23 protein-coding genes are annotated in these 24,626 nt (G+C 65.3%); 13 read left to right on the forward strand and 10 right to left on the reverse strand.

Annotation, left to right across the window (positions count from 1 at the left end; translation table 11 throughout):
• The first annotated feature begins 16 nt into the window (after window positions 1-16).
• From FHS02_RS04375 to FHS02_RS04400, 6 genes are all read left to right on the forward strand, one after another.
• Complete coding sequence (locus FHS02_RS04375; RefSeq protein WP_229422544.1) at window positions 17-1,408, forward strand: protein adenylyltransferase SelO; 1,392 nt, start codon at window positions 17-19, stop codon at window positions 1,406-1,408.
• Window positions 1,409-1,428: 20 nt separating this feature from the next.
• Window positions 1,429-1,836 carry a peptide-methionine (R)-S-oxide reductase MsrB gene (gene msrB / locus FHS02_RS04380; RefSeq protein ID WP_137312976.1) on the forward strand — a complete coding sequence of 136 codons (408 nt, stop codon included), beginning with the start codon at window positions 1,429-1,431 and terminating at the stop codon, window positions 1,834-1,836.
• A gap of 8 nt (window positions 1,837-1,844) precedes the next feature.
• Window positions 1,845-2,474 carry a septation protein A gene (locus tag FHS02_RS04385; RefSeq protein WP_137317298.1) on the forward strand — a complete coding sequence of 210 codons (630 nt, stop codon included), beginning with the start codon at window positions 1,845-1,847 and terminating at the stop codon, window positions 2,472-2,474.
• Window positions 2,471-2,743, forward strand: coding sequence for a BolA family protein (locus tag FHS02_RS04390; protein ID WP_137312977.1), 273 nt, complete (start codon window positions 2,471-2,473; stop codon window positions 2,741-2,743). The genes FHS02_RS04385 and FHS02_RS04390 overlap by 4 nt, the downstream gene beginning before the upstream one ends.
• 90 nt (window positions 2,744-2,833) lie before the next feature.
• Complete coding sequence (locus FHS02_RS04395) at window positions 2,834-3,616, forward strand: peptidylprolyl isomerase (RefSeq protein WP_137312978.1); 783 nt, start codon at window positions 2,834-2,836, stop codon at window positions 3,614-3,616.
• 94 nt (window positions 3,617-3,710) lie between these two features.
• A complete protein-coding gene (locus tag FHS02_RS04400) occupies window positions 3,711-4,490 on the forward strand; it encodes a peptidylprolyl isomerase (protein WP_137312979.1) in 780 nt (259 codons plus the stop codon).
• Window positions 4,491-4,539: 49 nt separating this feature from the next.
• Here the strand turns inward: FHS02_RS04400 and FHS02_RS04405 are convergent, their stop codons facing one another.
• Together FHS02_RS04405 and FHS02_RS04410 are read right to left on the reverse strand one after the other, a co-directional pair.
• Window positions 4,540-5,616, reverse strand: coding sequence for a threonine ammonia-lyase (locus FHS02_RS04405; protein WP_137312980.1), 1,077 nt, complete (start codon window positions 5,614-5,616; stop codon window positions 4,540-4,542).
• A gap of 81 nt (window positions 5,617-5,697) precedes the next feature.
• The gene (locus tag FHS02_RS04410; RefSeq protein ID WP_175424732.1) at window positions 5,698-5,862 is read right to left on the reverse strand and encodes a hypothetical protein; all 165 of its coding nucleotides are present in this window, start codon (window positions 5,860-5,862) and stop codon (window positions 5,698-5,700) included.
• On the opposite strand from FHS02_RS04410, the gene FHS02_RS31805 reads away from it, so the two are divergent.
• The gene (locus FHS02_RS31805) at window positions 5,856-5,978 is read left to right on the forward strand and encodes a hypothetical protein (protein WP_259772481.1); all 123 of its coding nucleotides are present in this window, start codon (window positions 5,856-5,858) and stop codon (window positions 5,976-5,978) included. The genes FHS02_RS04410 and FHS02_RS31805 overlap by 7 nt on opposite strands.
• Here FHS02_RS31805 and FHS02_RS04415 read toward each other — a convergent pair.
• Window positions 5,963-6,916: a LysR substrate-binding domain-containing protein gene (locus FHS02_RS04415; protein ID WP_137312981.1), complete on the reverse strand. Its 954-nt coding sequence runs from the start codon at window positions 6,914-6,916 to the stop codon at window positions 5,963-5,965. The two genes, FHS02_RS31805 and FHS02_RS04415, sit on opposite strands and share 16 nt — an antisense overlap.
• Window positions 6,917-7,016: 100 nt before the next feature.
• Between FHS02_RS04415 and FHS02_RS31810 the strand changes: the two genes are divergently transcribed.
• Entirely contained in the window at window positions 7,017-7,148 is a 132-nt protein-coding gene (locus FHS02_RS31810) for a hypothetical protein (RefSeq protein ID WP_259772482.1), read from the forward strand.
• A gap of 12 nt (window positions 7,149-7,160) precedes the next feature.
• On the opposite strand, the gene FHS02_RS04420 is transcribed toward FHS02_RS31810, so the two are convergent.
• From FHS02_RS04420 to FHS02_RS04435, 4 genes are all read right to left on the reverse strand, one after another.
• The gene (locus FHS02_RS04420; RefSeq protein WP_175424733.1) at window positions 7,161-8,186 is read right to left on the reverse strand and encodes an alpha/beta fold hydrolase; all 1,026 of its coding nucleotides are present in this window, start codon (window positions 8,184-8,186) and stop codon (window positions 7,161-7,163) included.
• 110 nt (window positions 8,187-8,296) lie between these two features.
• On the reverse strand, window positions 8,297-8,842 hold the full coding sequence (sodC, locus tag FHS02_RS04425) for a superoxide dismutase family protein (RefSeq protein WP_137312982.1): 546 nt from the start codon (window positions 8,840-8,842) through the stop codon (window positions 8,297-8,299).
• A gap of 138 nt (window positions 8,843-8,980) precedes the next feature.
• Complete coding sequence (gene purL, locus FHS02_RS04430; protein ID WP_137312983.1) at window positions 8,981-13,012, reverse strand: phosphoribosylformylglycinamidine synthase; 4,032 nt, start codon at window positions 13,010-13,012, stop codon at window positions 8,981-8,983.
• Between the two features lie 203 nt (window positions 13,013-13,215).
• Window positions 13,216-13,380, reverse strand: coding sequence for an ABC transporter permease (locus FHS02_RS04435; protein WP_175424734.1), 165 nt, complete (start codon window positions 13,378-13,380; stop codon window positions 13,216-13,218).
• 90 nt (window positions 13,381-13,470) lie between these two features.
• Between FHS02_RS04435 and FHS02_RS04440 the strand changes: the two genes are divergently transcribed.
• Both FHS02_RS04440 and FHS02_RS04445 read left to right on the forward strand, forming a co-directional pair.
• On the forward strand, window positions 13,471-14,352 hold the full coding sequence (locus FHS02_RS04440) for an SPFH domain-containing protein (RefSeq protein WP_137312984.1): 882 nt from the start codon (window positions 13,471-13,473) through the stop codon (window positions 14,350-14,352).
• Between the two features lie 44 nt (window positions 14,353-14,396).
• Window positions 14,397-14,588 carry a type II toxin-antitoxin system antitoxin gene (locus FHS02_RS04445; RefSeq protein WP_137312985.1) on the forward strand — a complete coding sequence of 64 codons (192 nt, stop codon included), beginning with the start codon at window positions 14,397-14,399 and terminating at the stop codon, window positions 14,586-14,588.
• A gap of 52 nt (window positions 14,589-14,640) precedes the next feature.
• On the opposite strand, the gene FHS02_RS04450 is transcribed toward FHS02_RS04445, so the two are convergent.
• Entirely contained in the window at window positions 14,641-18,237 is a 3,597-nt protein-coding gene (locus FHS02_RS04450) for a hydantoinase B/oxoprolinase family protein (RefSeq protein ID WP_137312986.1), read from the reverse strand.
• A 76-nt stretch (window positions 18,238-18,313) separates the two neighbouring features.
• On the opposite strand from FHS02_RS04450, the gene FHS02_RS04455 reads away from it, so the two are divergent.
• Window positions 18,314-19,843, forward strand: coding sequence for an NAD(P)H-hydrate dehydratase (locus FHS02_RS04455; RefSeq protein ID WP_137312987.1), 1,530 nt, complete (start codon window positions 18,314-18,316; stop codon window positions 19,841-19,843).
• A gap of 4 nt (window positions 19,844-19,847) precedes the next feature.
• On the opposite strand, the gene FHS02_RS04460 is transcribed toward FHS02_RS04455, so the two are convergent.
• On the reverse strand, window positions 19,848-20,603 hold the full coding sequence (locus FHS02_RS04460; protein ID WP_137312988.1) for an ABC transporter ATP-binding protein: 756 nt from the start codon (window positions 20,601-20,603) through the stop codon (window positions 19,848-19,850).
• Window positions 20,604-20,787: 184 nt separating this feature from the next.
• Between FHS02_RS04460 and FHS02_RS04465 the strand changes: the two genes are divergently transcribed.
• A complete protein-coding gene (locus FHS02_RS04465) occupies window positions 20,788-21,384 on the forward strand; it encodes an arylesterase (protein WP_137317300.1) in 597 nt (198 codons plus the stop codon).
• The gene (mnmH, locus tag FHS02_RS04470) at window positions 21,381-22,436 is read left to right on the forward strand and encodes a tRNA 2-selenouridine(34) synthase MnmH (RefSeq protein ID WP_137312989.1); all 1,056 of its coding nucleotides are present in this window, start codon (window positions 21,381-21,383) and stop codon (window positions 22,434-22,436) included. The genes FHS02_RS04465 and mnmH overlap by 4 nt, the downstream gene beginning before the upstream one ends.
• 108 nt (window positions 22,437-22,544) lie before the next feature.
• Here mnmH and FHS02_RS04475 read toward each other — a convergent pair whose 3' ends face one another.
• A complete protein-coding gene (locus FHS02_RS04475) occupies window positions 22,545-24,479 on the reverse strand; it encodes a SurA N-terminal domain-containing protein (RefSeq protein WP_137312990.1) in 1,935 nt (644 codons plus the stop codon).
• Between the last annotated feature and the right edge of the window lie 147 nt (window positions 24,480-24,626).

Raw genomic sequence — 24,626 nt, forward strand, 5'->3', positions numbered from 1 at the left:
GTTCTACACGCGGCTGATGCCCACCCCGCTGCCGGCACCGTACCCTGTCGCCATCAGCGCCAGTGCAGCGCGGCTGATCGGCGCCGATCCCGCCGCGCTGGTTGCCGATGGCCTCGACGTCCTGGCCGGCAACCGCGTGCCGGACCGCGCGGAGCCGCTGTCGGCCGTCTATTCCGGCCACCAGTTCGGCGTATGGGCCGGCCAGCTTGGCGACGGCCGGGCGATCCTGCTCGGCGACGTGCCGACCGATACCGGCCCGATCGAACTGCAATGGAAAGGCGCCGGCCTGACCCCTTATTCGCGGATGGGCGACGGACGCGCCGTGCTGCGCTCGTCGATCCGCGAATTTCTGTGTTCCGAGGCGATGCATGCGCTGGGCATTCCCACCACGCGTGCGCTGTCCGTGGTCGGCTCGGACCAGGGCGTGATCCGCGAAACGATCGAAACGGCAGCCGTGGTGGTGCGGATGGCACCGACCTTCGTGCGCTTCGGCTCGTTCGAACACTGGTTCTACCGCAATGACGAAACGCGGCTTCGCATCCTTGCCGATTACGTGATCGAACGTTTCTATCCGGATCTGCGCAACGAGGAAAATCCGTACGCAGCCCTCCTCGAGGAAGTCACCCGCCGCACCGCGCGCCTGATCGCGCAGTGGCAGTCCGTCGGCTTCATGCATGGCGTGATGAATACCGACAATATGTCGATCCTCGGCCAAACCCTCGATTACGGTCCATTCGGCTTCATGGAAGCATTCAATGCCCAGCACATCTGCAACCATACCGACCAGGGCGGCCGCTATTCCTATGCGATGCAACCGCAGATCGGCCATTGGAACTGCTATGCACTGGCACAGGCACTGGTGCCGCTGATCGGTTCGGTCGAACAGACGCAGGAAGCGCTGGACGTCTACCAGGGCGTGTTCGGCGCGACGGTCGACGAACTGCTGCACGCCAAACTGGGGCTCCAGGAAAACCGCGACGGCGACCGGGCGCTGCTGGACGAGATGTTTGGCCTGCTGCAGGCAAATCACGCCGACTTCACCTTGTTCTTCCGGCGACTTTCCGGCGTGCGTTCCGGCTCGACCGACGGCGACGAACCACTGCGCGACCTCTTCATCGACCGCGCCGGGTTCGATGCCTGGGCCAACAAATACCGCGAGCGCCTGCGCGCCGAAAACAGTGTCGACGCGGCACGGCAGGCGGCGATGAATGGCGTCAACCCCAAATACGTCCTGCGCAATTACCTGGCCCAGGCGGCTATCGACAAGGCCCAGCACAAGGATTTCTCGGAAGTCGAGCGGCTGCTGTCCGTGCTGGAACGGCCATTCGACGAGCAACCGGAGCATGAACATTACGCGGCGTTGCCACCCGACTGGGCGGCGGGCCTGGAAGTCAGCTGCTCATCCTGAACCATTAACATACTGAAAACATGAGCGATCAAACGAAGAAAGTAGTGAAAACGGACACCGAATGGCGCGCCCAACTGGATGCGACCCAGTACCAGGTTACCCGGCATGCCGCAACCGAACGGGCGTTTACCGGCAAGTATTGGGATCACCACGAGCCCGGCATATATACCTGCGTCTGCTGCAATACACCGCTGTTCCGTTCGGACGCGAAATTCGAATCCGGCTGTGGCTGGCCAAGTTATTTCGAAGCACTCGATCCGGAAAATGTCGTTGAGAAAGTCGACCGTTCCCATGGTATGCTGCGCACCGAAATCATTTGCGCCGTCTGCGATGCGCACCTGGGCCATGTATTCCCGGACGGTCCGCCGCCCACCGGCCTGCGTTACTGCATCAATTCCGCGGCGCTCCGTTTTACTTCGGACGTCTGATCACCATGATGAAATTCCTGTTTGATATCTTCCCGTTACTGGTTTTCTTCGGCAGTTATAAATGGGCCGGCAGCAACGAGGAGGCAGCGCAGAGCCTTATTAACGGCAACCTGTCCGGCATTATTTCCGGCGGTGCGATCACCGCCAGCCAGGCGCCCATCATCCTGGCCACGATCACGGGTATCGTGGCCACCGCGCTGCAGATCGCTTACCTGCTGGCGCGCGGCCGTAAAGTCGATGGCGCGCTGTGGGTGTCGATGGTCGTGTTCGTTTTCTTCGGCGGTCTCACGATTTATTTCCACGACGATAACTTCATCAAGTGGAAGCCCACCATTATCTACTGGAGCTTTGCGATCGCGATGGTCATTGCTTCGCGCTTCTTCGCCAAGAATCTGATTCGCATGGCAATGGAAAAGCAGATCGCTTTGCCGGATGAAGTCTGGCAGCGCCTGAATGCCGCATGGATCATGTTCTGGATCGTGCTGGGCCTGTTGAACCTGTTCGTGGCATTCGTGCTGTTCAAATCCGATACCGGCGCGTGGGTCAGCTTCAAGGCATTCGGTGTCACCGGCCTGATGCTGGTGTTCTTCATCGCGCAAGGCTTTTACCTGTCCAAACATATCAAGGATGAAGCATGAACGATCCACGTCTCGATAAGATCCGCGACAGGCTGCTGGCCAATCTCGGCCCGGCCGAGATTGAGCTCGAGGATGAATCAGCGCTGCATGCCGGCCATGCCGGTGCGGCCTCGGGCGGAGGCCATTACCGCTTAAGGATCACCTCAGTGAAATTCGCGGGCCTGAACCTCGTCACGCGTCATCGGCTGGTGTATGATGCCGTGCACGATATGATGCATAAGGAAATCCATGCATTGGCCATTACTGCAGTGGCACCGTCGGAAATTTGAATGTGCGGTTTGGTAGGAATGAATTGCTCTTTGCGTTAAGTCCCTTCTCCTCCCGCGATTGACAAGAACTTTTCCCCGTAGGAAATAATAATGACTCTCAAGCCAGCAGTCCGTATTCTGGTTGCATCGATCGCCGTTGCCTCGGCTCCCGCTTTTGCACAGAACATCGCCGTCGTCAACGGCAAGGGCATCCCCACCGCGCGCGCCGATGCGATCGTCAAGCAGGTGGTGGCCCAGGGCCAGCAGAAGGATTCGCCTGAGTTGCGCGAACTGGTCAAGAAAGACCTCGTCAGCCGCGAAGTACTGATGCAGGAAGCTGAAAAGCAGGGTTACGCGAAAAGCGCCGACGTGAAACAGCAGATGGAAAATGCCCGCCAGGCACTCGTCGTGCAGGCGATGGTTGCCGACTACGTCAAGAAAAACCCTGTCAAGGACACCGACGTAAAGGCCGAGTACGACCGCTTCGTCAAGGAAACGGGCGACAAGGAATACCATGTGCGCCATATCCTGGTCGACACCGAGGCAGCCGCCAACGACATCATCGCCAAGCTGAAGGGCGGCGCCAAGTTCGAAGACCTGGCCAAGCAGTCGAAGGATACCGGCAGCGCCAATAACGGCGGCGACCTGGACTGGGCAACGCCTTCCGCGTTCCCGGAAGTCTTCTCGAAAGCGTTCGTCAGCCTGCAAAAGGGCCAGGTCACGGAAAAACCGGTGCAGACGCCAAACGGTTTCCACGTGATCAAGGTCGACGACGTGCGCCAGGCCAAGCTGCCGACGCTCGACGAAGTGAAGCCGCAGATCGAAGAGGCGCTCACCCAGCGCAAGCTGCAGGCTTACCAGGAAGAGCTGGTCAAGAAAGCCAAGATCCAGTAAATTGCCCCGATGGCGCCCTGTCGCGGCGCCGGCATCCGTTTGAAACGGCCCTCCATTGCGGGGGGCAAACTCCAGTTTTTTTATAGGACGTGACATGATTTTGAAGCCAGCCCGCCTGTTGACAGCACTGATCGCCATCGCCGCCGCGCCCGCGTTCGCCCAGAACGTGGCCACCGTGAATGGCAAGGCGATCCCGGCGTCCCGCCTGGAAGCCGTAGTCAAGCAGGTCTCCGCGCAAAGCAAGCAGCCGGACAGCCCGCAACTGCGCGATGCGATCAAGAAAGACCTGATCGCCCGTGAAGTGATGGTGCAGGAAGCCGACAAGCAAGGCTACAGCAACAAGCCCGACGTCAAGCAGGCCCTGGAGAATACGCGCCAGAGCATCGTCATCAACGCGATGCTGGCCGACTACGTCAAGAAGAACCCGGTCAAGGACGCGGAGATCAAGGCCGAGTACGACAAGGCAAAAGCCGCCAACGGCGACAAGGAATATCACGCCCGTCACATCCTGGTCGCGACCGAGAAGGAAGCCACCGACATCATCGCCAAGCTGAAAGGCGGCGCCAAGTTCGAGGAGCTGGCGAAACAGTCGAAAGACACCGGTTCGGCAGCCAATGGCGGCGACCTGGACTGGGCGAGCCCGGCCAACTTCGTCAAGCCGTTCTCCGATGCGATGGTGGCCCTGAAGGATGGCCAGATCACCGAGAAACCCGTGCAGTCGCAATACGGCTACCACGTGATCAGGCTGGAAGGTTCGCGCGCCGCCAAGTTCCCGGCAATGGAAGAAGTGAAGGGCCAGATCGAGCAGGGCCTGACCCAGCGCAAGATCGCCGCCTACCGTGACGAACTGGTCAAGAAAGCCAAGATCCAGTAATCCGGTTGCACCCGCCGAAAAAGCGCTCCACGGAGCGCTTTTTTCATTGTTACGCCCGCGCTGCCGCTGCGGCGACGCCGGCGCCCTGCCCGCCTTCACGCACGCGTGCCCCGCGCCCAAGCAACTCGGCAAAGCTGGCGGCATCGATATTCGAGCCGCAAACCACCAGGGCCACCTTCTTGCCGCTCAAGCGCGCGCGTAGGGGGCCCATCAGAGCAGCCGTGGCGACCGCCGCCGCCGGCTCCGCCACCAGCTTGGCATCGCGGAACAGGTCGAGCATCGCGCGGCAGATTTCATCGTCCGTCACACGGACCACGTCGTCGACGAAGTGCCGGCATAGCGCAAGGCTGTAGGGCAGCGTCTGCGGCGCGCAGAGGCTGTCGGCAACCGTGTCGACGCGCTCCAGGCGCTCCTGTTGCCCGGAGCGGAAGCTGCGAAACATCGCGTCCGCGCCGAACGGTTCCACGCCATACACGGCGCACGCTGGATTGACCTGCTTCACCGCAGCGGCAATACCGCCACACAGGCCGCCGCCGCCGATCGGCACCACGACCGCATCCAGGCCCGGGACCTGCTCCATCAGTTCCAGGCCGATCGTCGCGGTACCCAGCGCGGTCAGCGGGCCTTCATACGGGTGCAGCATGCTGCGCCCCTCGTCGCGGGCGATGTCGCTGCCGTATGCGAACGCCTGGTGTACGTCCGGCATCAGAATCACGTCGGCACCGAGGTCGCGGCAGGCGGCGATACGGGCCGGGCTGGCATGGCGCGGCATGACGACCTTGGCGCTGCAGCCAGCCAGCCGTGCCGTGTAGGCCACGGCCACGGCGTGATTGCCGGCGCTCACGGCAACCACCCCGCGGGCACGCTCGGCCGCGTCCAGCGCATCGATACAGTTCAGCGCGCCGCGCAGCTTGAAGGTGCCGGTCTTCTGGAACAGCTCCAGCTTCAGCCAGACGTCACCGGTGCCGCCAAACGATTCTTCGATGACGCCGGTCTGCCAGCGCCATACGGGTGTATGCAGGATCCTGCCCGCCAGGCGACCGGCACTGGCGCGGATCTCCGGCACGGTCGGGTAGCGGTGTGAAAGCAATGAATGGGGTAACAGCGTGGGTACGGGTGGATGCATGATTTCTCCAGATATTCGATCAGGGAAGGCGACCGGGGTCGCGCGGCGTGACGGGGCGCCGAGCACCGGCGACGCCGCAGCTCAGCGACCCTTGCTAATTCGAATAATGGAGAGATTGCAGACGCGGCAGAACGACAGGCGGATAAACGACAGGCATGCACCCTCGCATACGGCAACGCTCGCGCGGGCGCCGATGTTGCCGCTGCTGTCGACCAGCAGCGCGGTAGTGGAGGATTGCGATGTCATTCCTTCAATCATGCGGGAGAAAGTCGCTGCTGGCAAGGCTGAAGAACGCGATCGTGCCGGCGCTGCACAGCATCGGCGCCGCGGCCCCTTCCGACGCCGCCTACGAAATCACGTGATCGGCATGCGCCCCGGCGTCGCCGATGCGCTCGCGCAGCGTGCGCTGCATCTGCGCCACCTCCTCCTCGACCCAGCTGCGGAAGCGCACCACCTTCGGCAGCACTGCCTTGCGCGGTGCCTGTACCCAGTAATAGCCGCCCGGGTACGTCACGCTGGCGCCGCGCATCAGCCGCAGCACGCCGCGGTCGATGTCGTCGCAAACCAGCGAATACGGCACCAGCGCGATGCCATGGCCGACGATGGCCGCCTGCGCCGTCACCGCCAGGTTGGTAAACCCGCGCGAGAAATCGAAGCGCCCTTCCGGCACGCCATGCGTGCGCAGCACCCTGATCCAGTCATCGGTGGATTCGTCGTACAGCAGCGGGAAGCGCGTCAGGTCCGCAAGCGTCAGCTCCTGCCCGGCGGACGCCAGCAGCATCGGGCTATAGACGGCCACCATCCGATCGTGATACAGCGCGGTCGGCTGATCGATGATGGTGCCGTGGCGGATTGCCAGGTCGACGTCCTCGTGTTCGACATCGACCAGCCGTTCGCACGAGTCGAGGCGAATGTCCAGCTCCGGATGGCGCAGCGTGAAGCGGCCCAGCCGCGGCGCCAGGAACTTGATCGCGAACGTATGCGTGGTCGAGATCCGCACCACGTTTTCCTCGTCGCCGCCGCGCAGCGCCTCGACCTTCGTGCGCAACTCCCTGAGCATCTTCGCCACCGTCACCGCGAGCTCCTGGCCCTTCGGCGTCAATGTGATGTGCCGTGGATGACGCACGAACAGCGCGAAGCCCACCGCTTCTTCGAGCTGCTTGACCTGCAGGCTGATCGCCGCCGGGGTCTTGTGCAGTTCCTGGGCCGCCAGCGTGAAACTGCCCCAGCGCGCGGCGCAATCGAAATCGATCAAGCCGGACAGGCTGCGCAGTGTCTTGGTCGGTATCCCTGCCTGCATAAGGTTTCCTTGGCCTTCCCCACAAATTTACTCGTTTGTCCACGCCCGGTGGCAGGCCGACAATATACCGCAACGATACCAACAACGAGAGGGGAAAACCATGTACAAACCGATCCGCCAGCCCGCTGCCGGGCTGCAATGCCCGGCACAGGAAACCAGACCGACGCCAAGCCGCGGCTACGTGCGTACCCTGCTGCGACTGTTTGCCGACCTGGCATGCAAGCTGCGGTGATGCCGCCGCCCGTTAGTGACCTGAAGCCTGCCGCAACAGCCGGTATTGCGCGGCCAGCATCGCCTCGTTCGGATCGTGCCCGGTGCGCGGCACGGCCACGAAAGTCTTCGAGGGGGCCTTGACCGCATCGAAGTAGCGCCGCGCAATCTCGATCGGCCCCAGCAGATCCTCCTCGCCGTGCACGAAGTACATCGGCACGGCGAAGCGCGTGCCCATCCGGTAGAGGTCGAACCTGGAAAACATGCCGTCGCCGCGCCAGCCGACGAAATGGAGGAACGAGTAATCTTCGCCCGCCGTGTAGTCGGCTTGCGCTCTTGGCGTGGCGTACTGCGGTGCCGGCTCCCACCAGGCCTTCGGCGGCGCGTCGGTCGCCAGCGCCTCATACTTGCGCACCACGCGGCGCATCACGCCGAAGCTGCGCGGATTGGTCCATGGCGGCGCGCCCAGCGCTTCGAGCTTGCCGAGCGACTCCGCATCCCCGGCGGCGTGCGCCAGCGCCACCAGCCGCGCATACCCGGCCGCCTGGGTAGTCCGGTAATCCACGACCTGGGCACTCCCGACATAGGCGGTAAATATTTCCGGGCGCGCGTGGGCCATGCTGATGCCCAGCATCGCGCCCCAGGAACTGCCCCACAGCAGCAGCTTCGGCTGGCCCAGCTGCCGCGTCACGTGTTCGGCCACGGCGAGGCCGTCGGCTGTCATCTGCTCCATCGTCAGCGGCGTTTCCTCCGGCGGCGGCTGGCGGCCGTAGGTCATGCCGGCGCCGCGCTGGTCCCACTGCACCAGCGTGAACTCCCCTTCCCACGCACCGAACAGCTTGTCCGCGTAGGGGCTCAGCGGATTGCCGGGACCGCCATGGATGAACAGCACCGCCGGGTTGCCGCACCGCTTGCCCTTGATCGTCACCCACTGCGCGATGCCATTGACCGGCACGAACGCCGCCTCGTCGACCGGCGCGTCCGGATCGGGGCAGGCGGCAAATGACGCGGAAGACGAGGCCAGGAACGCTGCGGCGAGCAGCTTGGCGAAACGGTGCATACAAGCTCCGGAAGGTTGCGATCGCCCAGCTTAGCTCAGCCTTAATAGCGCCGACAAGCAATAAAAAAGCCGGGCTGAGCCCGGCTTCCAGCCGATGGTGGCGAGCCGCCTCAGCCGCCGATTACGCCGCACGCGATACGAGCCCCGCCGCCACCGAGCAGCGCAGGCTGGTCGGCGTAATTGTCGCCGCCCGCGTGGATCATCAGCGCGCGGCCTTTCACGTCCGCCAGTGTTTTCAGCTGCGGTGCCTGCACCGGCGTCCTGGCCGATCCATCGGCCGCCACTTCCAGGCGCGGCAGGTCACCGGCGTGGCCTTCCTTCTCGGCCTTGCCCGGACCATGGTGCGATTTCGTGTCATGCGGGTCCAGGTGGCCACCGGCGGCACCGGCCGGCACCTTCTTGCCATCCGTCTCGGCCGGCGAGCAGTCGCCCTTGGCGTGCACGTGGAAGCCGCGCGGTCCCGGCGGCAGGCCGGCCAGTGCCGGCGTGAAGGTCAGGCCGCCGGCCGTTTCCGAGATCGTCACGCTGCCCAGCGCCTTGCCGGTACCCGACGCGTCGACGGCATGGATCGGCACAGTGACGTCGGCCGCCTGCGCATGCGCGGCGACGGCGGCAAAGGCTGCCAGGACGAGTGTCTGTCGGATCGTGATGTTCATATCTGCTCCCAATGTGTGAATGCCGCGCTGTCGCGGTCGGTTGAACGTTGCAATCCTAGCACTATTGCCGCGCGACAGTACACACTGCAGGCGTAAAAAAGCCGGGCAAGCCCGGCTTTTTCAGCGAACGTTGGCTGCTCAGCCGACAAACTTGCGCGCGTTGCGGAACATCCGCATCCACGGCGAATCCTCGTTCCAGCCGTCCGGCGCCCACGAATGCTGCACGGTGCGGAATACCCGCTCGGCATGCGGCATCAATACGGTGAAGCGGCCGTCCGGCGTCGTTACCGACGTGATGCCACGCGGCGAACCGTTCGGGTTGAACGGATAGGCTTCGGTGGCGCTGCCGCAGTTATCCACGTAGCGCATCGCGGCGATTGCCTCGTCCAGGCTACCGGTCTGGCTGAAGTCCGCATACCCCTCGCCGTGCGCGATGGCGATCGGCGTCTGCGTGCCGGCCATGCCCTGGAAGAAGATCGACGGCGAATCGAGCACCTCGACCAGTGCGAAGCGTGCCTCGAATTTCTCCGACTTGTTGGTCGTGAACTTCGGCCACGCCTGCGCGCCAGGGATGATCGATTTCAGATTGCTCATCATCTGGCAGCCGTTGCAGATGCCCAGGCCGAACGTGTCGCTGCGGCCGAAGAACTGCGCGAACTGGTCGGACAGCGCCGGGTTGAACAGGATCGACTTGGCCCAGCCCTCACCCGCGCCCAGCACGTCGCCGTACGAGAATCCGCCGACGGCGATGACACCCTGGAAGTCGGCCAGCTTGACGCGCCCGGCGATCAGGTCGCTCATGTGCACGTCGACTGCCGCAAAGCCCGCCTGGTGCATGACCCATGCCGTCTCGATGTGCGAGTTGACGCCCTGCTCGCGCAGGATCGCCACGCGCGGGCGCACGCCGGTGGCCAGGAATGGTGCCGCCACGTTGTCGTTCAGGTCGAAGGTGACCTTCGGCGTCATGCCCGGATCCTGCTCGTCCAGCAGGCGGTCGTATTCCTGGTCCGCCGTGGCGGGGTTCTCGCGCATGCGCGAGATACGCCAGCTGGTTTCGCTCCACAGGCGGTGCAGCTCGGCGCGCGGTTTCGCATACACCAGCTTCGCATCGCGGGTGAACTCGATCACGCCGCGGTCATTGGGCTTGCCGATGATGTGGCTGCATGCACCCAGGTTGAACGAACGCAGCACGTCCATCACCGCCGACTTGTCCTCGGCACGGACCTGGATCACGGCGCCCAGCTCTTCGCTGAACAGCGCGCGCAACGTCAGCTCATTGCGGCGCTCGCCCACCTGGCTGGCCCAGTTCTTGGCGTCGCCCCAGTCGGCCGCGTGTTCGCCTTCCAAAGTCAGCATGTCGAGGTTGATCGACAGGCCGGCGCGGCCGGCAAAGGCCATTTCAACCAGCGTAGCGTACAGGCCGCCGTCCGAACGGTCGTGGTAAGCCAGCAGCTTGCCATCGCGGTTCAGTTGCTGGATCGCCGCGAAGAAGCCCTTCAGGTCGTCGGCGCTGTCCACGTCCGGCACGTCATTACCCAGCTGGCCCAGCACCTGCGACAGGATCGATGCGCCCATCCGGTTCTTGCCGCGGCCCAGGTCGATGACGATGATCGCCGTCTCGCCCAGGTCGGTACGGATCTGTGGTGTCAGCGACTTGCGCACGTCATACACCGGTGCAAAGCCGGAGACGATCAGCGACACGGGAGACATCACGGCCTTCTGCTCGCCGTCATCCGACCAGGTGGTGCGCATCGACAGCGAATCCTTGCCGACCGGGATCGAGATGCCCAGTGCCGGGCACAGGTCCATGCCCACCGCCTTCACGGTGTCGAACAGCGCGGCGTCCTGCCCCGGCTGGCCGCACGCGGCCATCCAGTTGGCGGACAGCTTGATCGCGGCGATATCCTCGATCGGCGCGGCGGCCAGGTTCGTGATCGTCTCGCCGACGGCCATGCGGCCGGAAGCCGGCGCGCCGAGCACGGCCAGCGGCGTGCGTTCGCCCATCGCCATCGCCTCGCCCACGTAGCCCTCGTACGACAGCGTGGTGACGGCGCAATCGCCGACCGGCACCTGCCACGGGCCGACCATCTGGTCGCGCACCGACATGCCGCCCACGGTACGGTCGCCGATCGTGATCAGGAAGCTCTTGTCGCCCACGGTCGGCTGGAGCAGCACACGCCGTGCCGCCTCTTCCAGTTCCACGCCGGTGAGATCGACGGCCGGATATTCGCGCGCGACATGCTGCACGTCGCGGTGCATCTTCGGCGGCTTGCCCAGCAGCACATCCATCGGCATGTCCACCGGACTCGTGCCGTTGTCCGGATCGACCAGTTTCAGCTGGCGTTCTTCCGTGGCGGTACCGACCACGGCGAACGGGCAGCGCTCGCGCTCGCACAGTGCACGGAACGTGTCGAGGTCGCTTGGCGCGATCGCCAGTACGTAGCGTTCCTGCGATTCGTTGGACCAGATTTCCTTCGGTGCCATGCCGGATTCTTCCAGCGGCACCTTGCGCAGGTCGAAGATCGCGCCGCGCTTGGCGTCGTTGGTGATCTCCGGGAACGCATTCGACAGGCCGCCCGCGCCCACGTCGTGGATCGAGATGATCGGGTTGTGTTCACCCATCTGCCAGCAGCCGTTGATCACTTCCTGGGCGCGGCGTTCCATTTCCGGATTGCCGCGCTGGACCGAGTCGAAGTCCAGGTCGGCCGTGTTGGTACCGGTCGCCATCGACGAGGCGGCGGAACCGCCCATGCCGATGCGCATGCCCGGGCCGCCCAACTGCACCAGCAGGCTGCCGACCGGGATATCGTTCTTGTGGGTATGCTGCGCCGAGATGTTGCCGATGCCGCCGGCAATCATGATCGGCTTGTGGTAGCCGTACACGGCGTGGCCCACGTTCTGCTCATACGTGCGGAAGTAGCCGCCCAGCACCGGCCGGCCGAATTCGTTCGAGAACGCGGCGCCGCCCAGCGGACCGTCGATCATGATCTGCAGCGGCGAAGCGATGCGCTCGGGTTTGCCGTACGCCGCCTCGCTGGCACCGTCTTTCGACGTCACCACCCTGGTCACATCGTTTGCATTCTCCCAGGGACGCACAGCGTCCGGGAGCATCAGGTTCGAGACCGTGAAGCCGGCCAGGCCCGCCTTCGGCTTGGCGCCGCGGCCCGTCGCGCCCTCGTCGCGGATCTCGCCGCCGGCGCCGGTGGAGGCGCCCGGGAACGGCGAAATCGCCGTCGGGTGATTGTGCGTTTCCACCTTCATCAGCGTATGGATCAGCTCCGTCGACGCGCCGTACTCGTGGCCTTCGCCGCGCGGATAAAAGCGCGTGACAGTAGCGCCTTCCATGATCGACGAATTGTCCGAATACGCGACGATGGTGCCCTTCGGCTGCTTCTCGTGCGTGTTCTTGATCATCTTGAACAGCGAGCGCTCCTGCGCCACGCCATCGATGGTCCAGTCGGCGTTGAAGATCTTGTGGCGGCAGTGTTCCGAGTTCGCCTGCGCGAACATCATCAGTTCCACGTCGGTCGGATTGCGCTTGGCTGCCGTGAAGGCATCGTTCAGGTAATCGATCTCGTCGTCCGACATCGCCAGGCCCAGCTCCGTGTTGGCGCGCACCAGCGCGTCGCGGCCATTGCCCAGCACATCCACGGTTTCCAGCGCCTTGCCTTCCAGGCTGCCGAACAGGCCGGCGGCCTGGCTCGCGTCGCGCAGCACCGATTCGGTCATGCGGTCGTGCAGCAGCGCGGCCACGGCCTGCGCCTGCTCGGCGTTCAGCCCCTTGGCGGCGCCCAGGCTCGTGCCCAGGATGCCGCCCTTGAGCACCACGCGATACGCCACGCCACGCTCGACGCGATGGATATGCGTCATGCCGCAGTTGTGCACGATGTCCGTGGCCTTCGAGGCCCATGGCGAAATCGTGCCGAAGCGCGGGATCACTACGAACGATTCGACGGCGCCGTCGCCTACGTCAGCCTGGGCCGGCTCGCCATAGGTCAGCAGGCCGTCCAGGCGCGCGCGATCCTCGGCGGACAGGTCGGACGGCGTGTCGACGAAGTGAACGTACCTGGCCTGGACCGCGGAGACGGCAGGAACCACGGCTTGCAGTTGGGTGAGAAGACGCTGGCTACGGAATGCGGACAGGGCGTTGGAGCCCGGGAGTATCAACATGGTTGGGAGCGAGTCGGTGCAGCGAGGCTGCGGATTAAGAAGAAAATGGGCACGGCAATGGAAACCACGGGCTCTCGAAGTGCGCCAGCGCTGAATGGGCTGGTTGATTTGCCGGCATTATACCTGTTTCAACGTGTCTTTTATAGGGCGCCCCAGGCACCGACGGCAGTAATCGTGTCCAAGAGGAAAGAAACCGCGCCGATTTAGTCGTAGCGCAGCGCCCCGATCGGGTCGAGCCGCGCCGCCTGCCGCGCCGGCATCGCGCCGAATACGATACCGACGCGGCCGGAAAACAGCAGGGCGAGCGCCACCGCCCACCACGGCACCACGCCGAACGAAAGTCCGGGACCTGCGACCGCAGCGCTCATCCCGTCGAGCGTAATGCTTGACAGCCATGGCACGGAGATCTTAAAGTGATATCACTTTAATATAACCGAAACGCCACAGGAGAACACAGCATGGCTGCACAGATCCGCCCAGAGGCCCGCAGGGAAACGCCCTTCACGTCGGTCAACGGTTACCTGGCAGCGGCGGGCGGCGTACTGCTCGTCGTCGCGGGCGCCCTCGCGCTGCGCGGCTTCCTGCTGCTGCCCGGCATCCTGCTGATCGCCGCCGGCGTTTTCCTCGCCGCCGGCCTGTACATGCTGCAACCGAACGAAACCGCGATCCTGACGCTGTTCGGCAAGTACGTCGGCACCGACCGCACCGAGGGATTGCGCTGGGCTTTCCCGCTGTACCGCAAGCGCAAGCTGACGGTGCGCGCACGTAACCTGAACGTGGCCACGCTGAAGGTGAACGACAGGCGCGGCAATCCGATCGAGATCGGTGCCGCGGTGGTGTGGCGCGTGCAGGACACCGCGCAGGCCGTGTTCGAGGTCGACGATTTCGAGCGCTACGTCTCGATCCAGGCCGAGGCGGCGCTGCGCCACCTGGCCTCGCAATATGCGTATGACGAAGCGGACGACCTGGCGACGGGAGAAACCACGCTGCGCGCCGGCGCCAACGAAGTCGCGCTGGCGCTGCGCGCCGAATTGTCGGCCCGCTTCGAGGCGGCGGGCGTGGAAACGGTCGATGCCAAGCTGACGCACCTGGCCTATGCCGCCGAAATCGCCCAGGTGATGCTGCGCCGCCAGCAGGCCGAGGCCATCATCAGTGCCCGCGCCAAGATCGTGCACGGCGCCGTCACGATGGTGGACGCGGCGCTGAAGGCGCTTGCCGAGCGCGACATCGTCGAACTCGATCCCGAACGCAAGGCTGCGATGGTCAGCAACCTGCTCGTGGTGCTGTGCTCGGACCAGAATGCGCAACCGATCATCAACGCAGGCACGCTGTACAACTGACGCCGTACCGCTGAAACACGTGCTGAAGAAGCGAACCGAAGCCCATGGCAAGCCCTGGTAAAAAAGCCTATCCGTTGCGCATCGACCCGGCATTGTGGGCCGAGCTGCAGCGGCTGGCCGCGAACGACCTGCGCAGCGTGAACGCGGAAATCGAATACCTGCTGCGCGAGGCGCTGGCACGCCGCGGCATCAAGGTGCAGCCGCCCGCGCACCATCCGGATGAAGAACAAGGATGACGAACAAGGATGACAAACACGGATGACAAACACGGATGACCAAGCGTGACGGTCAGTCTGGTTTGCCGTAGCCGCCACCACCCGGCGTTTCGATGACGAACACATCTCCCGGCGACATCGCCGTCTTGCCGATGTGCCCCAGTTCCTCGACGCTGCCGTCGGCCCGTTCCACGGTGTTCCTGCCCACGGCGCCCGGTGCGCCGCCGGCCATGCCGAACGGTGCGTAGGTACGGTTGTTCGACAGGATCGCCGCCGTCATCGGTTCCAGGAAGCGGATGCGCCGCACGCCGCCATTGCCGCCACGCCAGCGCCCGGCACCGCCGGAGCCGTGGCGGATCGCATAGCTGTCGAGACGTACCGGGAAGCGGAACTCGAGGATTTCCGGGTCGGTCAGCCGCGAGTTCGTCATATTGGTCTGGACCACATCGGTGCCGTCGAATCCGGGACCGGCACCGGAGCCGCCGCTGATCGTCTCGTAGTACTGGTGGCGGCTGCTGCCGAACGTGAAATTGTTCATCGTGCCCTGCGCCGCCGCCATGACGCCCAGCGCGCCATACAGCGCATTGGTGATGCACGTCGACGTTTCGACATTGCCCGACACGACCGATGCCGGGTGCCGCGGATTGAGCATCGAGCCGGGCGGGATGATCACGCGCAGCGGCTTCAGGCAGCCGGCGTTCAGCGGGATGTCGTCGTCCACCAGCGTGCGGAACACGTACAGCACCGCAGCCATGCACACGGCGGAGGGCGCATTGAAGTTATTGTCCAGCTGGGTCGACGTTCCCGTGAAGTCGACCGTGGCTTTGCGCGCCACGACATCGACCGTGACGGCCACGCTGATCCGCGCGCCGTTATCCAGGTCCACCGTGAACGCCCCGTCGCGCAGCGCGCCGATCACGCGCCGCACGGCTTCCTCCGCATTGTCCTGCACGTGGCCCATGTAGGCGCTCACCACGTCGAGCCCGAAGTGGGCCACCATGCGGCCAAGTTCCTCGACACCTTTCTGGTTCGCGGCGACCTGCGCGCGCAGGTCGGCAAGGTTCTGGTCCGGATTGCGTGCCGGCCAGCGCGCGCCCGACAGCAACGCGCGTGTTTCGGCCTCGCGCAGCACGCCGCCATCGACCAGCTTGAAATTGTCGATCAGCACGCCCTCCTCCTCGATCGTGCGCGAGTCGGGCGGCATCGAACCGGGCGTGGTGCCGCCGATATCGGCATGGTGGCCACGCGACCCGACATAGAACAGGATCGCGCTGCCAGCCGCATCGAACACCGGGGTGATCACCGTCACGTCCGGCAGGTGGGTGCCGCCGTTATACGGATCGTTCAGCATGTAGACGTCACCGGGCCGCATCGAGCTGGCATTGGCATGCATCACGCGCTTGATGCTTTCGCCCATCGAACCCAGGTGCACCGGCATGTGCGGCGCATTGGCGATCAGGTTGCCGGCGCCGTCGAAGATCGCGCAGGAGAAATCCAGGCGCTCCTTGATGTTGACCGAATGCGCGGTATTCTGCAGCCGCAACCCCATCTGCTCGGCGATCGACATGAACAGGTTGTTGAAAATCTCCAGCATCACCGGATCCGCCGTGGTGCCGATCGCCCGGCGCTCGGGCAGCGCTTCGACGCGCGTCAACACCAGGTGGTCCTGCTGCGTCACCCGGGCCTGCCAGCCCGCCTCGACGACCGTGGTGGCATTGGCCTCGGCAATGATGGCCGGGCCGCGCAGCACGTCGCCGGCGAGCAGCCCGGCGCGCCGGTACAACGCCGTATCGCGCCATCCGCCGGCGCTGTACATCGGCACGACACGGTCGGGCCGCACCGCGCCATCGCGCTGCCGCTCTGGCATCACCGTCTCGGCCGGCGCATCGGACCGGCCGATCGCTTCCACCGACACCGCCTCGACAATCAGCGCGCGGTCCGGCATCAGGAACGAAAAGCGCTTTTTGTAGGCTTCCGCAAAATCCGCGCGCATACCCTGCTCGTCGCCGAACGGTACGGCCAGCGCGGAGTCGGTCCCTTCATAGCGCAGCAGCACGCGGCGTACCGTGACGATGCGGTCCGCACCCACGCCCTGTTTTTGCAGCTCGGCGCGGGCATCGTTCGCCAGCGTATCGAGCGCCGCCGCCAGCGCCGGGTGCATGGCGCCCTCCAGCCGGCTCTCGACGGCCTGCTCGCGCATCGCCACCTGGTCCGCCAGTCCCATGCCATAGGCGGACAGCACGCCGGCCAGCGTGTGGATGAATACCGTCTTCATGCCCAGCGCGTCGGCCACCAGGCAGGCATGCTGGCCGCCGGCGCCGCCAAAGCTCGTCAGCGCATATTCCGTCACGTCGTGGCCACGCTGCACCGAGATCTGCTTGATCGCGTTGGCCATGTTGCCGACGGCGATCTCGATGAAGCCGGCGGCAAGCTGCTCCGGTGTCGTGACCGCGCCGCCGGCCCGGGCGATCTCGCCGGCCAGCGCCGCGAAACGATCGCGCACCGTCTCCGCATCGAGCGGCTGGTCGCCATCAGGGCCGAACACATGGGGAAACTCGCCAGGCTGCAGCTTGCCCAGCATGACATTGCAGTCGGTGACGGCCAGCGGCCCGCCGCGGCGATAACTGGCCGGCCCCGGGTCGGCGCCGGCACTGTCCGGTCCCACGCGCAGCCGGCTGCCGTCGAAATGCAGGATCGAACCGCCGCCGGCCGCCACCGTGTGGATGCTCATCATCGGCGCGCGCATGCGCACGCCCGCGACCTGCGTTTCAAACACGCGTTCGAGCTCGCCCGCGTAATGCGACACATCGGTCGAGGTGCCGCCCATGTCGAAGCCGATCACCTTGTCGAACCCGGCCAGCCGGCTCGCCCGCACCATGCCGACGATGCCGCCGGCGGGTCCGGACAGGATGCTGTCCTTGCCCTGGAACGCCAGCGCGTCCGTCAGTCCGCCGTTGGACTGCATGAACTGCAGGTTCACGCCCGGCAGTTCGGCGGCGACCTGGTCGACGTAGCGGCGCAGGATCGGCGACAGGTAGGCATCGACCACCGTCGTGTCGCCGCGGGCGACGAATTTCATCAGCGGACTGGCTTCATGCGAGACCGAGACCTGGGTATAGCCCAGTTCCCGGGCGATGCGGGCCACCGCCGCTTCATGCGCCGTGTAACGGTAGCCGTGCATGAAGACGATCGCCAGCGACCGGTAGCCCCGCTCGTACGCGGCTTGCAATCCGGCGCGTGCCGCCGTGCCGTCGAGCGGCAATACGATTTCGCCATGCGCGCCCATGCGTTCATCGACCTCGACCACGTGCCCGTACAGCAGCTCGGGCAGCACGATATGGCGGTCGAACAGGCGCGGGCGGTTCTGGTAGGCGATGCGCAACGCGTCGCCGAAGCCCCTGGTCACAGCCAGCACGGTGGGCTCGCCCTTGCGTTCGAGCAGCGCGTTGGTCGCCACGGTAGTGCCCATCTTGACGGCACCGACCACGCCCGGCGGCACGGCGTCGCCGGCGCCGATGCCGAGCAGGTGGCGGATGCCGGCCAGCGCGGCGTCGCGATAGCGTCCCGGGTTCTCGGACAGCAGCTTGTGCGTGACGAGCGCGCCGTCCGGCCGCCGCGCGACGATGTCCGTGAAGGTGCCACCCCGATCGATCCAGAATTGCCAGTCCATGCCCGCTCCCGCAGTCAAAAGTGCCAGATGTGCAAAAGACGCTATTCTATCGGCTTGTTCTTCCTGCGAGGCCGCGATGAATCCCCTGTACAGCGTTGTCCAGATCCGCGACGTCGAACGCCTTGCGGCCTCCGGGCTGCCGAAGGGCATGCTGATGGAACGCGCCGGCCGCGCAGCCGCCGGCGTGGCGCTCGACCTGCTGCCGTTCGACACGCCGCGCGCGCAGGTGCTGGTACTGGCGGGGCCGGGCAACAATGGCGGGGACGCGTTCGAGGTTGCCGCCAACCTTGCCGATGCCGGCGCGCACGTATCGGTCGTGCACATCGCTCCCACCGGTCCCACTGCCGCCGAGCGTGACCGAGCGCTGGAGCGGGCCCGGGCCAGTAAGGCGCGCTTCGCCGACCTGGCGGCGGCCGACATCGCGGCCGCCGACTGGGACCTCGTGGTGGACGGCCTGTTCGGCATCGGCCCGCGGCGTCCGCTCGATGGCGCGCCAGGCTTGCTGGTCGACGCGGTCAACACGCTGGCCTGTCCGGTGCTGGCGCTGGACGTGCCGAGCGGGCTCGATGCGGATACCGGCTGCGTCGTCGGTCCGCAGGGCCGCGCGGTGCGGGCCTCGCACACGGTCACCTTCATCGGCGACAAACCGGGCCTGCATACGTGCGATGGCCGCGACCATGCGGGCAACATCATCGTGGCCGGCCTCGACCTCGCCCCGACGCTGCTGCCGGCGGCCACCATGCACCTGAACGACCCGGCATTCTTTGCGCGGCAGGCGCGCACGCGGCGGCACAACAGCCACAAGGGCAGCTACGGCAATGTCTTCGTGCTCGGTGGTGCGCCGGGCATGGCGGGCGCGCCCGTGCTGGCTGGCCGCGCCGCGCTGCATGCCGGCGCCGGCCGGGTTTACCTGTGTTTTGCCGGCGCGCCGCTGGCGGTGGATGCGGGCCAGCCCGAACTGATGTGCCGCGCCGCACGCGACGTCGATTTTACGGCGGGCGTCACAGTGGCGGGACCGGGGCTCGGCGGCGACGAAGAGGCGGCGCGGCTGCTGGCGGGTGCCGTCGCATCGCACCAGCCGCTGCTGCTCGACGCCGATGCGCTGAACCTGCTGGCCGCCGACGCGTCACTGGGCCTCGCGGTGGCGCAACGCACGGCGCCCACCCTGGCCACACCGCATCCGCTGGAAGCGGCGCGCCTGCTGGACACCACGATCGGCGCCGTACAGGCCGACCGTCCGGCGGCGGCGCGCATGCTGGCGCAACGCTTCAATGCCTGCGTGGTGCTGAAAGGATCGGGCACGGTGGTCGCCGCGCCGGATGGCCGGATCGCGATCAACCCGACCGGCAATGCGGGCCTGGCCACGGCGGGCACCGGCGACGTGCTGGCGGGACTGGCCGGCGCGCTGCTGGCACAGGGCTGGCCGGCATGGGAAGCCGCACTGGCCGCGGTCTGGCTGCACGGCATCGCGGCGGACATGCTGGTGGCCGAAGGCACCGGCCCGATCGGCCTGACCGCGACTGAACTGATTGCAACGATTCGCGTGGCGCTGAACCGCCTGGTAGCGCAGCAGGCTGTGCCGCGCGCGGCACAGCCTTCGTCCTGAGCCGTTACACGAGCCGCCCGGCGGCGATCGTGATCGTGCGGCCGCAGCGGGCAGCCATGGCCGGGTCGTGCGTCACCAGCACCAGCGTGGAACCATGCTCGCGATTGAGCTCGAACATGAGCGCTATCACCGCTTCGCCGGTGGCGGCATCGAGGCTGCCGGTCGGCTCGTCCGCCAGCAGCAGCGGCGGCTGCGTGACGAACGCACGGGCCAGCGCCACGCGCTGCTGCTCGCCGCCGGACAGGTACTTCGGGTAATGTTTCAGCCGGCTGGACAGCCCGACCCGGCCCAGCATTGCCTCGGCCTTCGGCCGCGCGTCGCCATCGCCGGCCAGTTCCAGCGGCAGCATCACGTTCTCCACCGCCGTCAGGTGCGGCAGCAGCTGGAACGACTGGAACACGAATCCCAGCTTGGCCTTGCGCAGTGAGGCGCGGCCGTCTTCATCGAGCGCGAAGATATCGGTGCCGTCGATCAGCACCTTGCCGTCGCTCGGCGTATCCAGCCCCGCCAGGAGACCGAGCAGCGTGGACTTGCCCGAACCCGACGCGCCGACGATTGCCAGCGTCTCGGCCTTTTGCACGGTAAAATCCACGCTGTGCAAAATGGTCAGCTCGCCGCTGGCATCGGCCACGCGCTTGGTCAGGCCCGTTACCGCGATCGCGGCCGCGTCGCCCGAAGCCGTGGCAGGATGCCGGCCCCTGTTATCCGATGCAGGCGAGTCTGGAATGAAATTGGCGGTCGCGTGAGGAAAATCTGGCATGGTTGAAGGTCTGCTTGGCTTGGTTGATCAGGTAATGTGGCAAATCCGGTCGCAAATCCGGTCGCAAATTCGGTGGCAAATAAGGTCGCGAATTGGGTCGCAAATACGGTCGCGAATTCAGTCGCAAATTCAGTTGCAAATTCGGTCGCGGATCGGCTCGCGGTTCTGCGCGTGTCTCGGTGCCATGCTGCTGCTGTGGGGCAGCCCGGCGATCGCCTATTCTGCCCCAAAAACGCTGCTCGTGGTGGGCGACAGCCTGTCTGCCGAATACGGCCTGGCGCGCGGCACCGGCTGGGTCGCGCTGCTCGAGCGCAAACTGCAGGCGCAGAAGCTCGACATTCGCATCGTCAACGCCAGCGTCAGCGGGGAGACCACCAGCGGCGGCCGTACGCGGCTTCCGGCGCTGCTGACGAAGCACCAGCCCGACTATGTGGTGCTGGAACTGGGCGCTAACGACGGTTTGCGTGGCTTGCCGGTGCCATCGGCGGACAGCAACCTGCGGGCGATGGTAAAGCAGGCCCGCGACGCCGGTGCGCGCGTGCTGCTGGTCGGCATCCGCATCCCGCCGAATTACGGCCGCGATTATTCGGAAAAATTCTTCGCCATGTACCACGCGATCAGCCGCGACGAGAAGGTCGCACTCGCACCTTTCATGCTCGACGGCGTGGCCGAGAAAACGGAAATGTTCCAGGCCGACCGCATCCACCCGCTGGCCAGCGCCCATCCGATCATCCTGAACAACATCTGGCCACACCTGCTTCCCATCCTAAGGACGAAATGAAGTATCCCGAAATCCTCCCCATCGACGACGTGCTGGCCCGGCTCGACGCCTTCGACACGATCATCGATGCGCGCACGCCGGCCGAATTCGCGCTCGACCACCTGCCGAACGCGATCAACTGCCCGGTGCTCGACGACGAGCAGCGCATCGTCGTCGGCACGCTGTACAAGCAGGCCGGCCCGTTCGAGGCGAAAAAGGTCGGCGCGCCGATGGTGGCGGCGAACATCGCGCAGCATATCGACACGCTGTGGCACGACAAGCCGCGCGAATGGACCCCGCTGGTCTACTGCTGGCGCGGCGGCAATCGCAGCGGATCGATGGCGCACATCCTGGCGAAGATCGGCTGGCCGGTGGTGCAGCTCGAAGGCGGCTACAAGGCGTTCCGCAACCGCGTCAATGCGGACCTCGAACAAGCGCCGGAACTCGATTTTCGCGTGATCTGCGGCACCACCGGCAGCGGCAAGACCCGCCTGCTGGACACGCTGGAAGCGGTCGGCGCACAGGTGCTCGACCTGGAGCAGCTGGCGGCGCACCGCGGCTCCGTGCTGGGCAACCTGCCCTGCCAGCCCCAGCCCACGCAGAAGGCGTTCGAGACATCGGTCTGGGACCGGCTGCGCCGCTTCGACCCGGCGCTGCCCGTGTTCGTGGAATCGGAAAGCAAGAAGGTGGGCGCGCTGCGCGTGCCCGGCGCACTGATGGAGCGGATGCGCGCGTCGCCGTGCATTGCGCTGCAGGTGGCGCGCGAGCACCGCGTGCAGCTGCTCATCGAGGACTACCAGCACTTCGCCTGCAACGCGCCGGCACTGAACACGCAGCTGTCCTACCTGACCGACCTGCATGGCAAGGAACGGATCGGCAAATGGCAGCAGATGGCGCTCGACGGCCGCATGCCCGAACTGGTCGATGAGCTGCTGGTCGATCATTACGACCCTGCCTATACGCGTTCCATCCACCGCAACTTCACGCAGTACGAACAGGCCCGCGCGATCGACCTGCCGGACATTTCGCCGGCCGCGTTCCTGGCGGCGGCACAGGCATTGCACGAAGGCTGAGCGCCGGACAGTGCACCGTTACGGGCAATGGTGTATCGGCAGCGTGCCGACATCGGCGCCCAACAAAAAAGCCACCGCGAGGTGGCTTTTTTGTTGGCTGGACAGCGCTTATTGCGCGGCGTCCGCTTTCGCTTCCGTCACCGGACGCACAACCTTGACCTTTGCCTTGTCCTTCAGGACTTCGACATAGTTCAGCATGTCCTGCTGAGCGACGATATTGCCGATCTGTTCGCGGGCCGATGCCAGGCGCGCTTCATCGGCCGCGGCCGGCTGGTGCACCTTGCCGATGCGATAGATGCCATAGCCCATGCCCGGCAGTTCCACGCCGACGTAGGCCGGCAGCTTCGACGTGTCGGCTTTGAGGACGGCACGCGCCACGGCTGGCGGCATGCCTTCGACCTTGGCGCGCGACACGGTCTGCACGGGGCTGAAGCCGGTTGCGTCGTCGGCCTTCTTCAGCGCGGCCAGCTTTGCTTCGCCGGCGGCCTTGGCGGCCTTCATCGCTTCCTCCAGCGTGACACGCTGGCGGATTTCGGCGGTCACATCGGCCAGCGGCTTTTGCGAAGCCGGCTTGAATTCGACGATGCGGCCGGATACCAGCGTGCTGGGTGCCACTTCGACCGCTTCCGTATTGCGCTTGTTCTTCACTGCGTCGTCGGCGAACAGCGCGGCCAGGAACTTGGCGTTGTTGTACGGGGTCGGCGCAGCGCCCTGGGCCGGGGTGCGCATGACGTTTTCCGCCGTCTCGATCTTCAGGCCCAGCTTGTCGGCCACCGGCTTCAGGCTGTCGGACTGTTCATACACGGTATTGGTGAACGTCTCCACCACTTCCGAGTACTTCTTGCCGGCCTTCTGCTTGCGCAGGTCGGCGGCGATCTCGGTCTTCACATCGTCCAGCGGCTTGACGACTGCCGGCTTCAGCGAGGTCACCGTGATGATGTGGTAACCGAATTCCGATTCGACGACGTTGCTGATCTCGCCCTGCTTCAGCGCGAAGATCGACTGCTCGACGGATGGCACCAGCGAGCCTTTCTCGATCACGCCGAGGTCGCCGCCCTGCTCGGCCGAACCCGGGTCTTCCGACTTGGCCTTGGCGACCTGGGCAAAGGTGGCCGGCGCCTTTTTCAGGTCGGCCAGCAGCGCTTCGGCCTTGGCCTTGGCGGCCGCCTTGTCGGCCGGCTTCGCGTCCTTGTTGACGGCTACCAGGATATGGCTGGCGCGGCGTTCTTCCGGCGCCGTATAGCGCGTGCTGTTCGCCTTGTAGAACGCGGCCACTTCGTCGTCGCCGACGCTGACCTGGCCTTCGATGGCCTTCGCATCGAGTACCACGTACTCGATGCGGGCCTGCTCGGGCACTGCATACTGCTTGGCGTTCTTGTCGTAGTACGCCTTGATCATGTCGTCGGTGACCTTCACGTTCGCCACGAACTGCTGCAGCGGCATGGCCAGTTCCTGTACGTCGCGTTCCTGCTCGGTGAGGTCGGTGACCAGCTTGGTGACGGTGCGCGGTGCGAAGGCGCTTGCCTGGATGCCGCTGACCAGCTGTTGCACGGCCATGTCGTGGCGCAGGGTCTGCTGATAGCCCTCCGGCGTCAGGCCGCTGTTATTGGCCAGCATCGCGCGGTAACGTTCGATGTCCACTTTCCCTTCCGGCGTGATCATTCCAGGGATGTCCTGGATGCTTTCGATCAGTGCTTTCTGCACCGCCGCGTCACTGACCGTCAGGTGGCCGCGCGCGACTTCGGACGTGACGGCGCGCTGCGCGATCAGGTTGTCCAGCACGCTCTGGCGGAACTCCGGAGTGTCGAACATCTTCTGGTCGAACTGCTCGCCGAAACGCTGGCGGTACTGGTCCAGCTGGCGGCGCAGCGCGTTATCGAACTCCTGCTGGGTCACCGGCTTGCCGTCGACCTTGGCGAGCGTGGTTGCGCTGTCGCCCATGCTGTCGTAGCCCTGCACGCCGACGAATACGAACGATGGAACGATCACGATCGCCAGCAAAATCTGCATCAGTTTCTGATGCGTACGTATGAATTCAAACATGGCCAATTTATCAGGTTATGCATTACAAAAAAAAGGCGAACGTTAGCGTTCGCCCCTTTCGCTGCTCACGCGATTATAGGGGGCACATTCCGCTATAGCAAGGTGGGTATTTGAAAAAACGGCAAGGGTTGGTGGGGTGGAGGGATC

The organism is Pseudoduganella umbonata, from assembly GCF_014192225.1.
In the GTDB taxonomy this organism is placed as follows: Bacteria; Pseudomonadota; Gammaproteobacteria; order Burkholderiales; family Burkholderiaceae_D; genus Rugamonas; species Rugamonas umbonata.

Excerpts from the sequence above, each read along its gene's own strand:
- FHS02_RS04375 (WP_229422544.1), top strand. The coding sequence starts at position 17 with ATGCCCACCCCGCTGCCGGCACCGTACCCTGTCGCCATCAGCGCCAGT.
- msrB (WP_137312976.1), top strand. The coding sequence starts at position 1,429 with ATGAGCGATCAAACGAAGAAAGTAGTGAAAACGGACACCGAATGGCGC.
- FHS02_RS04385 (WP_137317298.1), top strand. The coding sequence starts at position 1,845 with ATGAAATTCCTGTTTGATATCTTCCCGTTACTGGTTTTCTTCGGCAGT.
- FHS02_RS04390 (WP_137312977.1), top strand. The coding sequence starts at position 2,471 with ATGAACGATCCACGTCTCGATAAGATCCGCGACAGGCTGCTGGCCAAT.
- FHS02_RS04395 (WP_137312978.1), top strand. The coding sequence starts at position 2,834 with ATGACTCTCAAGCCAGCAGTCCGTATTCTGGTTGCATCGATCGCCGTT.
- FHS02_RS04400 (WP_137312979.1), top strand. The coding sequence starts at position 3,711 with ATGATTTTGAAGCCAGCCCGCCTGTTGACAGCACTGATCGCCATCGCC.
- FHS02_RS04405 (WP_137312980.1), bottom strand. The coding sequence starts at position 5,616 with ATGCATCCACCCGTACCCACGCTGTTACCCCATTCATTGCTTTCACAC.
- FHS02_RS31805 (WP_259772481.1), top strand. The coding sequence starts at position 5,856 with ATGTCATTCCTTCAATCATGCGGGAGAAAGTCGCTGCTGGCAAGGCTG.
- FHS02_RS04410 (WP_175424732.1), bottom strand. The coding sequence starts at position 5,862 with ATGACATCGCAATCCTCCACTACCGCGCTGCTGGTCGACAGCAGCGGC.
- FHS02_RS04415 (WP_137312981.1), bottom strand. The coding sequence starts at position 6,916 with ATGCAGGCAGGGATACCGACCAAGACACTGCGCAGCCTGTCCGGCTTG.
- FHS02_RS31810 (WP_259772482.1), top strand. The coding sequence starts at position 7,017 with ATGTACAAACCGATCCGCCAGCCCGCTGCCGGGCTGCAATGCCCGGCA.
- FHS02_RS04420 (WP_175424733.1), bottom strand. The coding sequence starts at position 8,186 with ATGCACCGTTTCGCCAAGCTGCTCGCCGCAGCGTTCCTGGCCTCGTCT.
- sodC (WP_137312982.1), bottom strand. The coding sequence starts at position 8,842 with ATGAACATCACGATCCGACAGACACTCGTCCTGGCAGCCTTTGCCGCC.
- purL (WP_137312983.1), bottom strand. The coding sequence starts at position 13,012 with ATGTTGATACTCCCGGGCTCCAACGCCCTGTCCGCATTCCGTAGCCAG.
- FHS02_RS04435 (WP_175424734.1), bottom strand. The coding sequence starts at position 13,380 with ATGAGCGCTGCGGTCGCAGGTCCCGGACTTTCGTTCGGCGTGGTGCCG.
- FHS02_RS04440 (WP_137312984.1), top strand. The coding sequence starts at position 13,471 with ATGGCTGCACAGATCCGCCCAGAGGCCCGCAGGGAAACGCCCTTCACG.
- FHS02_RS04445 (WP_137312985.1), top strand. The coding sequence starts at position 14,397 with ATGGCAAGCCCTGGTAAAAAAGCCTATCCGTTGCGCATCGACCCGGCA.
- FHS02_RS04450 (WP_137312986.1), bottom strand. The coding sequence starts at position 18,237 with ATGGACTGGCAATTCTGGATCGATCGGGGTGGCACCTTCACGGACATC.
- FHS02_RS04455 (WP_137312987.1), top strand. The coding sequence starts at position 18,314 with ATGAATCCCCTGTACAGCGTTGTCCAGATCCGCGACGTCGAACGCCTT.
- FHS02_RS04460 (WP_137312988.1), bottom strand. The coding sequence starts at position 20,603 with ATGCCAGATTTTCCTCACGCGACCGCCAATTTCATTCCAGACTCGCCT.
- FHS02_RS04465 (WP_137317300.1), top strand. The coding sequence starts at position 20,788 with ATGCTGCTGCTGTGGGGCAGCCCGGCGATCGCCTATTCTGCCCCAAAA.
- mnmH (WP_137312989.1), top strand. The coding sequence starts at position 21,381 with ATGAAGTATCCCGAAATCCTCCCCATCGACGACGTGCTGGCCCGGCTC.
- FHS02_RS04475 (WP_137312990.1), bottom strand. The coding sequence starts at position 24,479 with ATGTTTGAATTCATACGTACGCATCAGAAACTGATGCAGATTTTGCTG.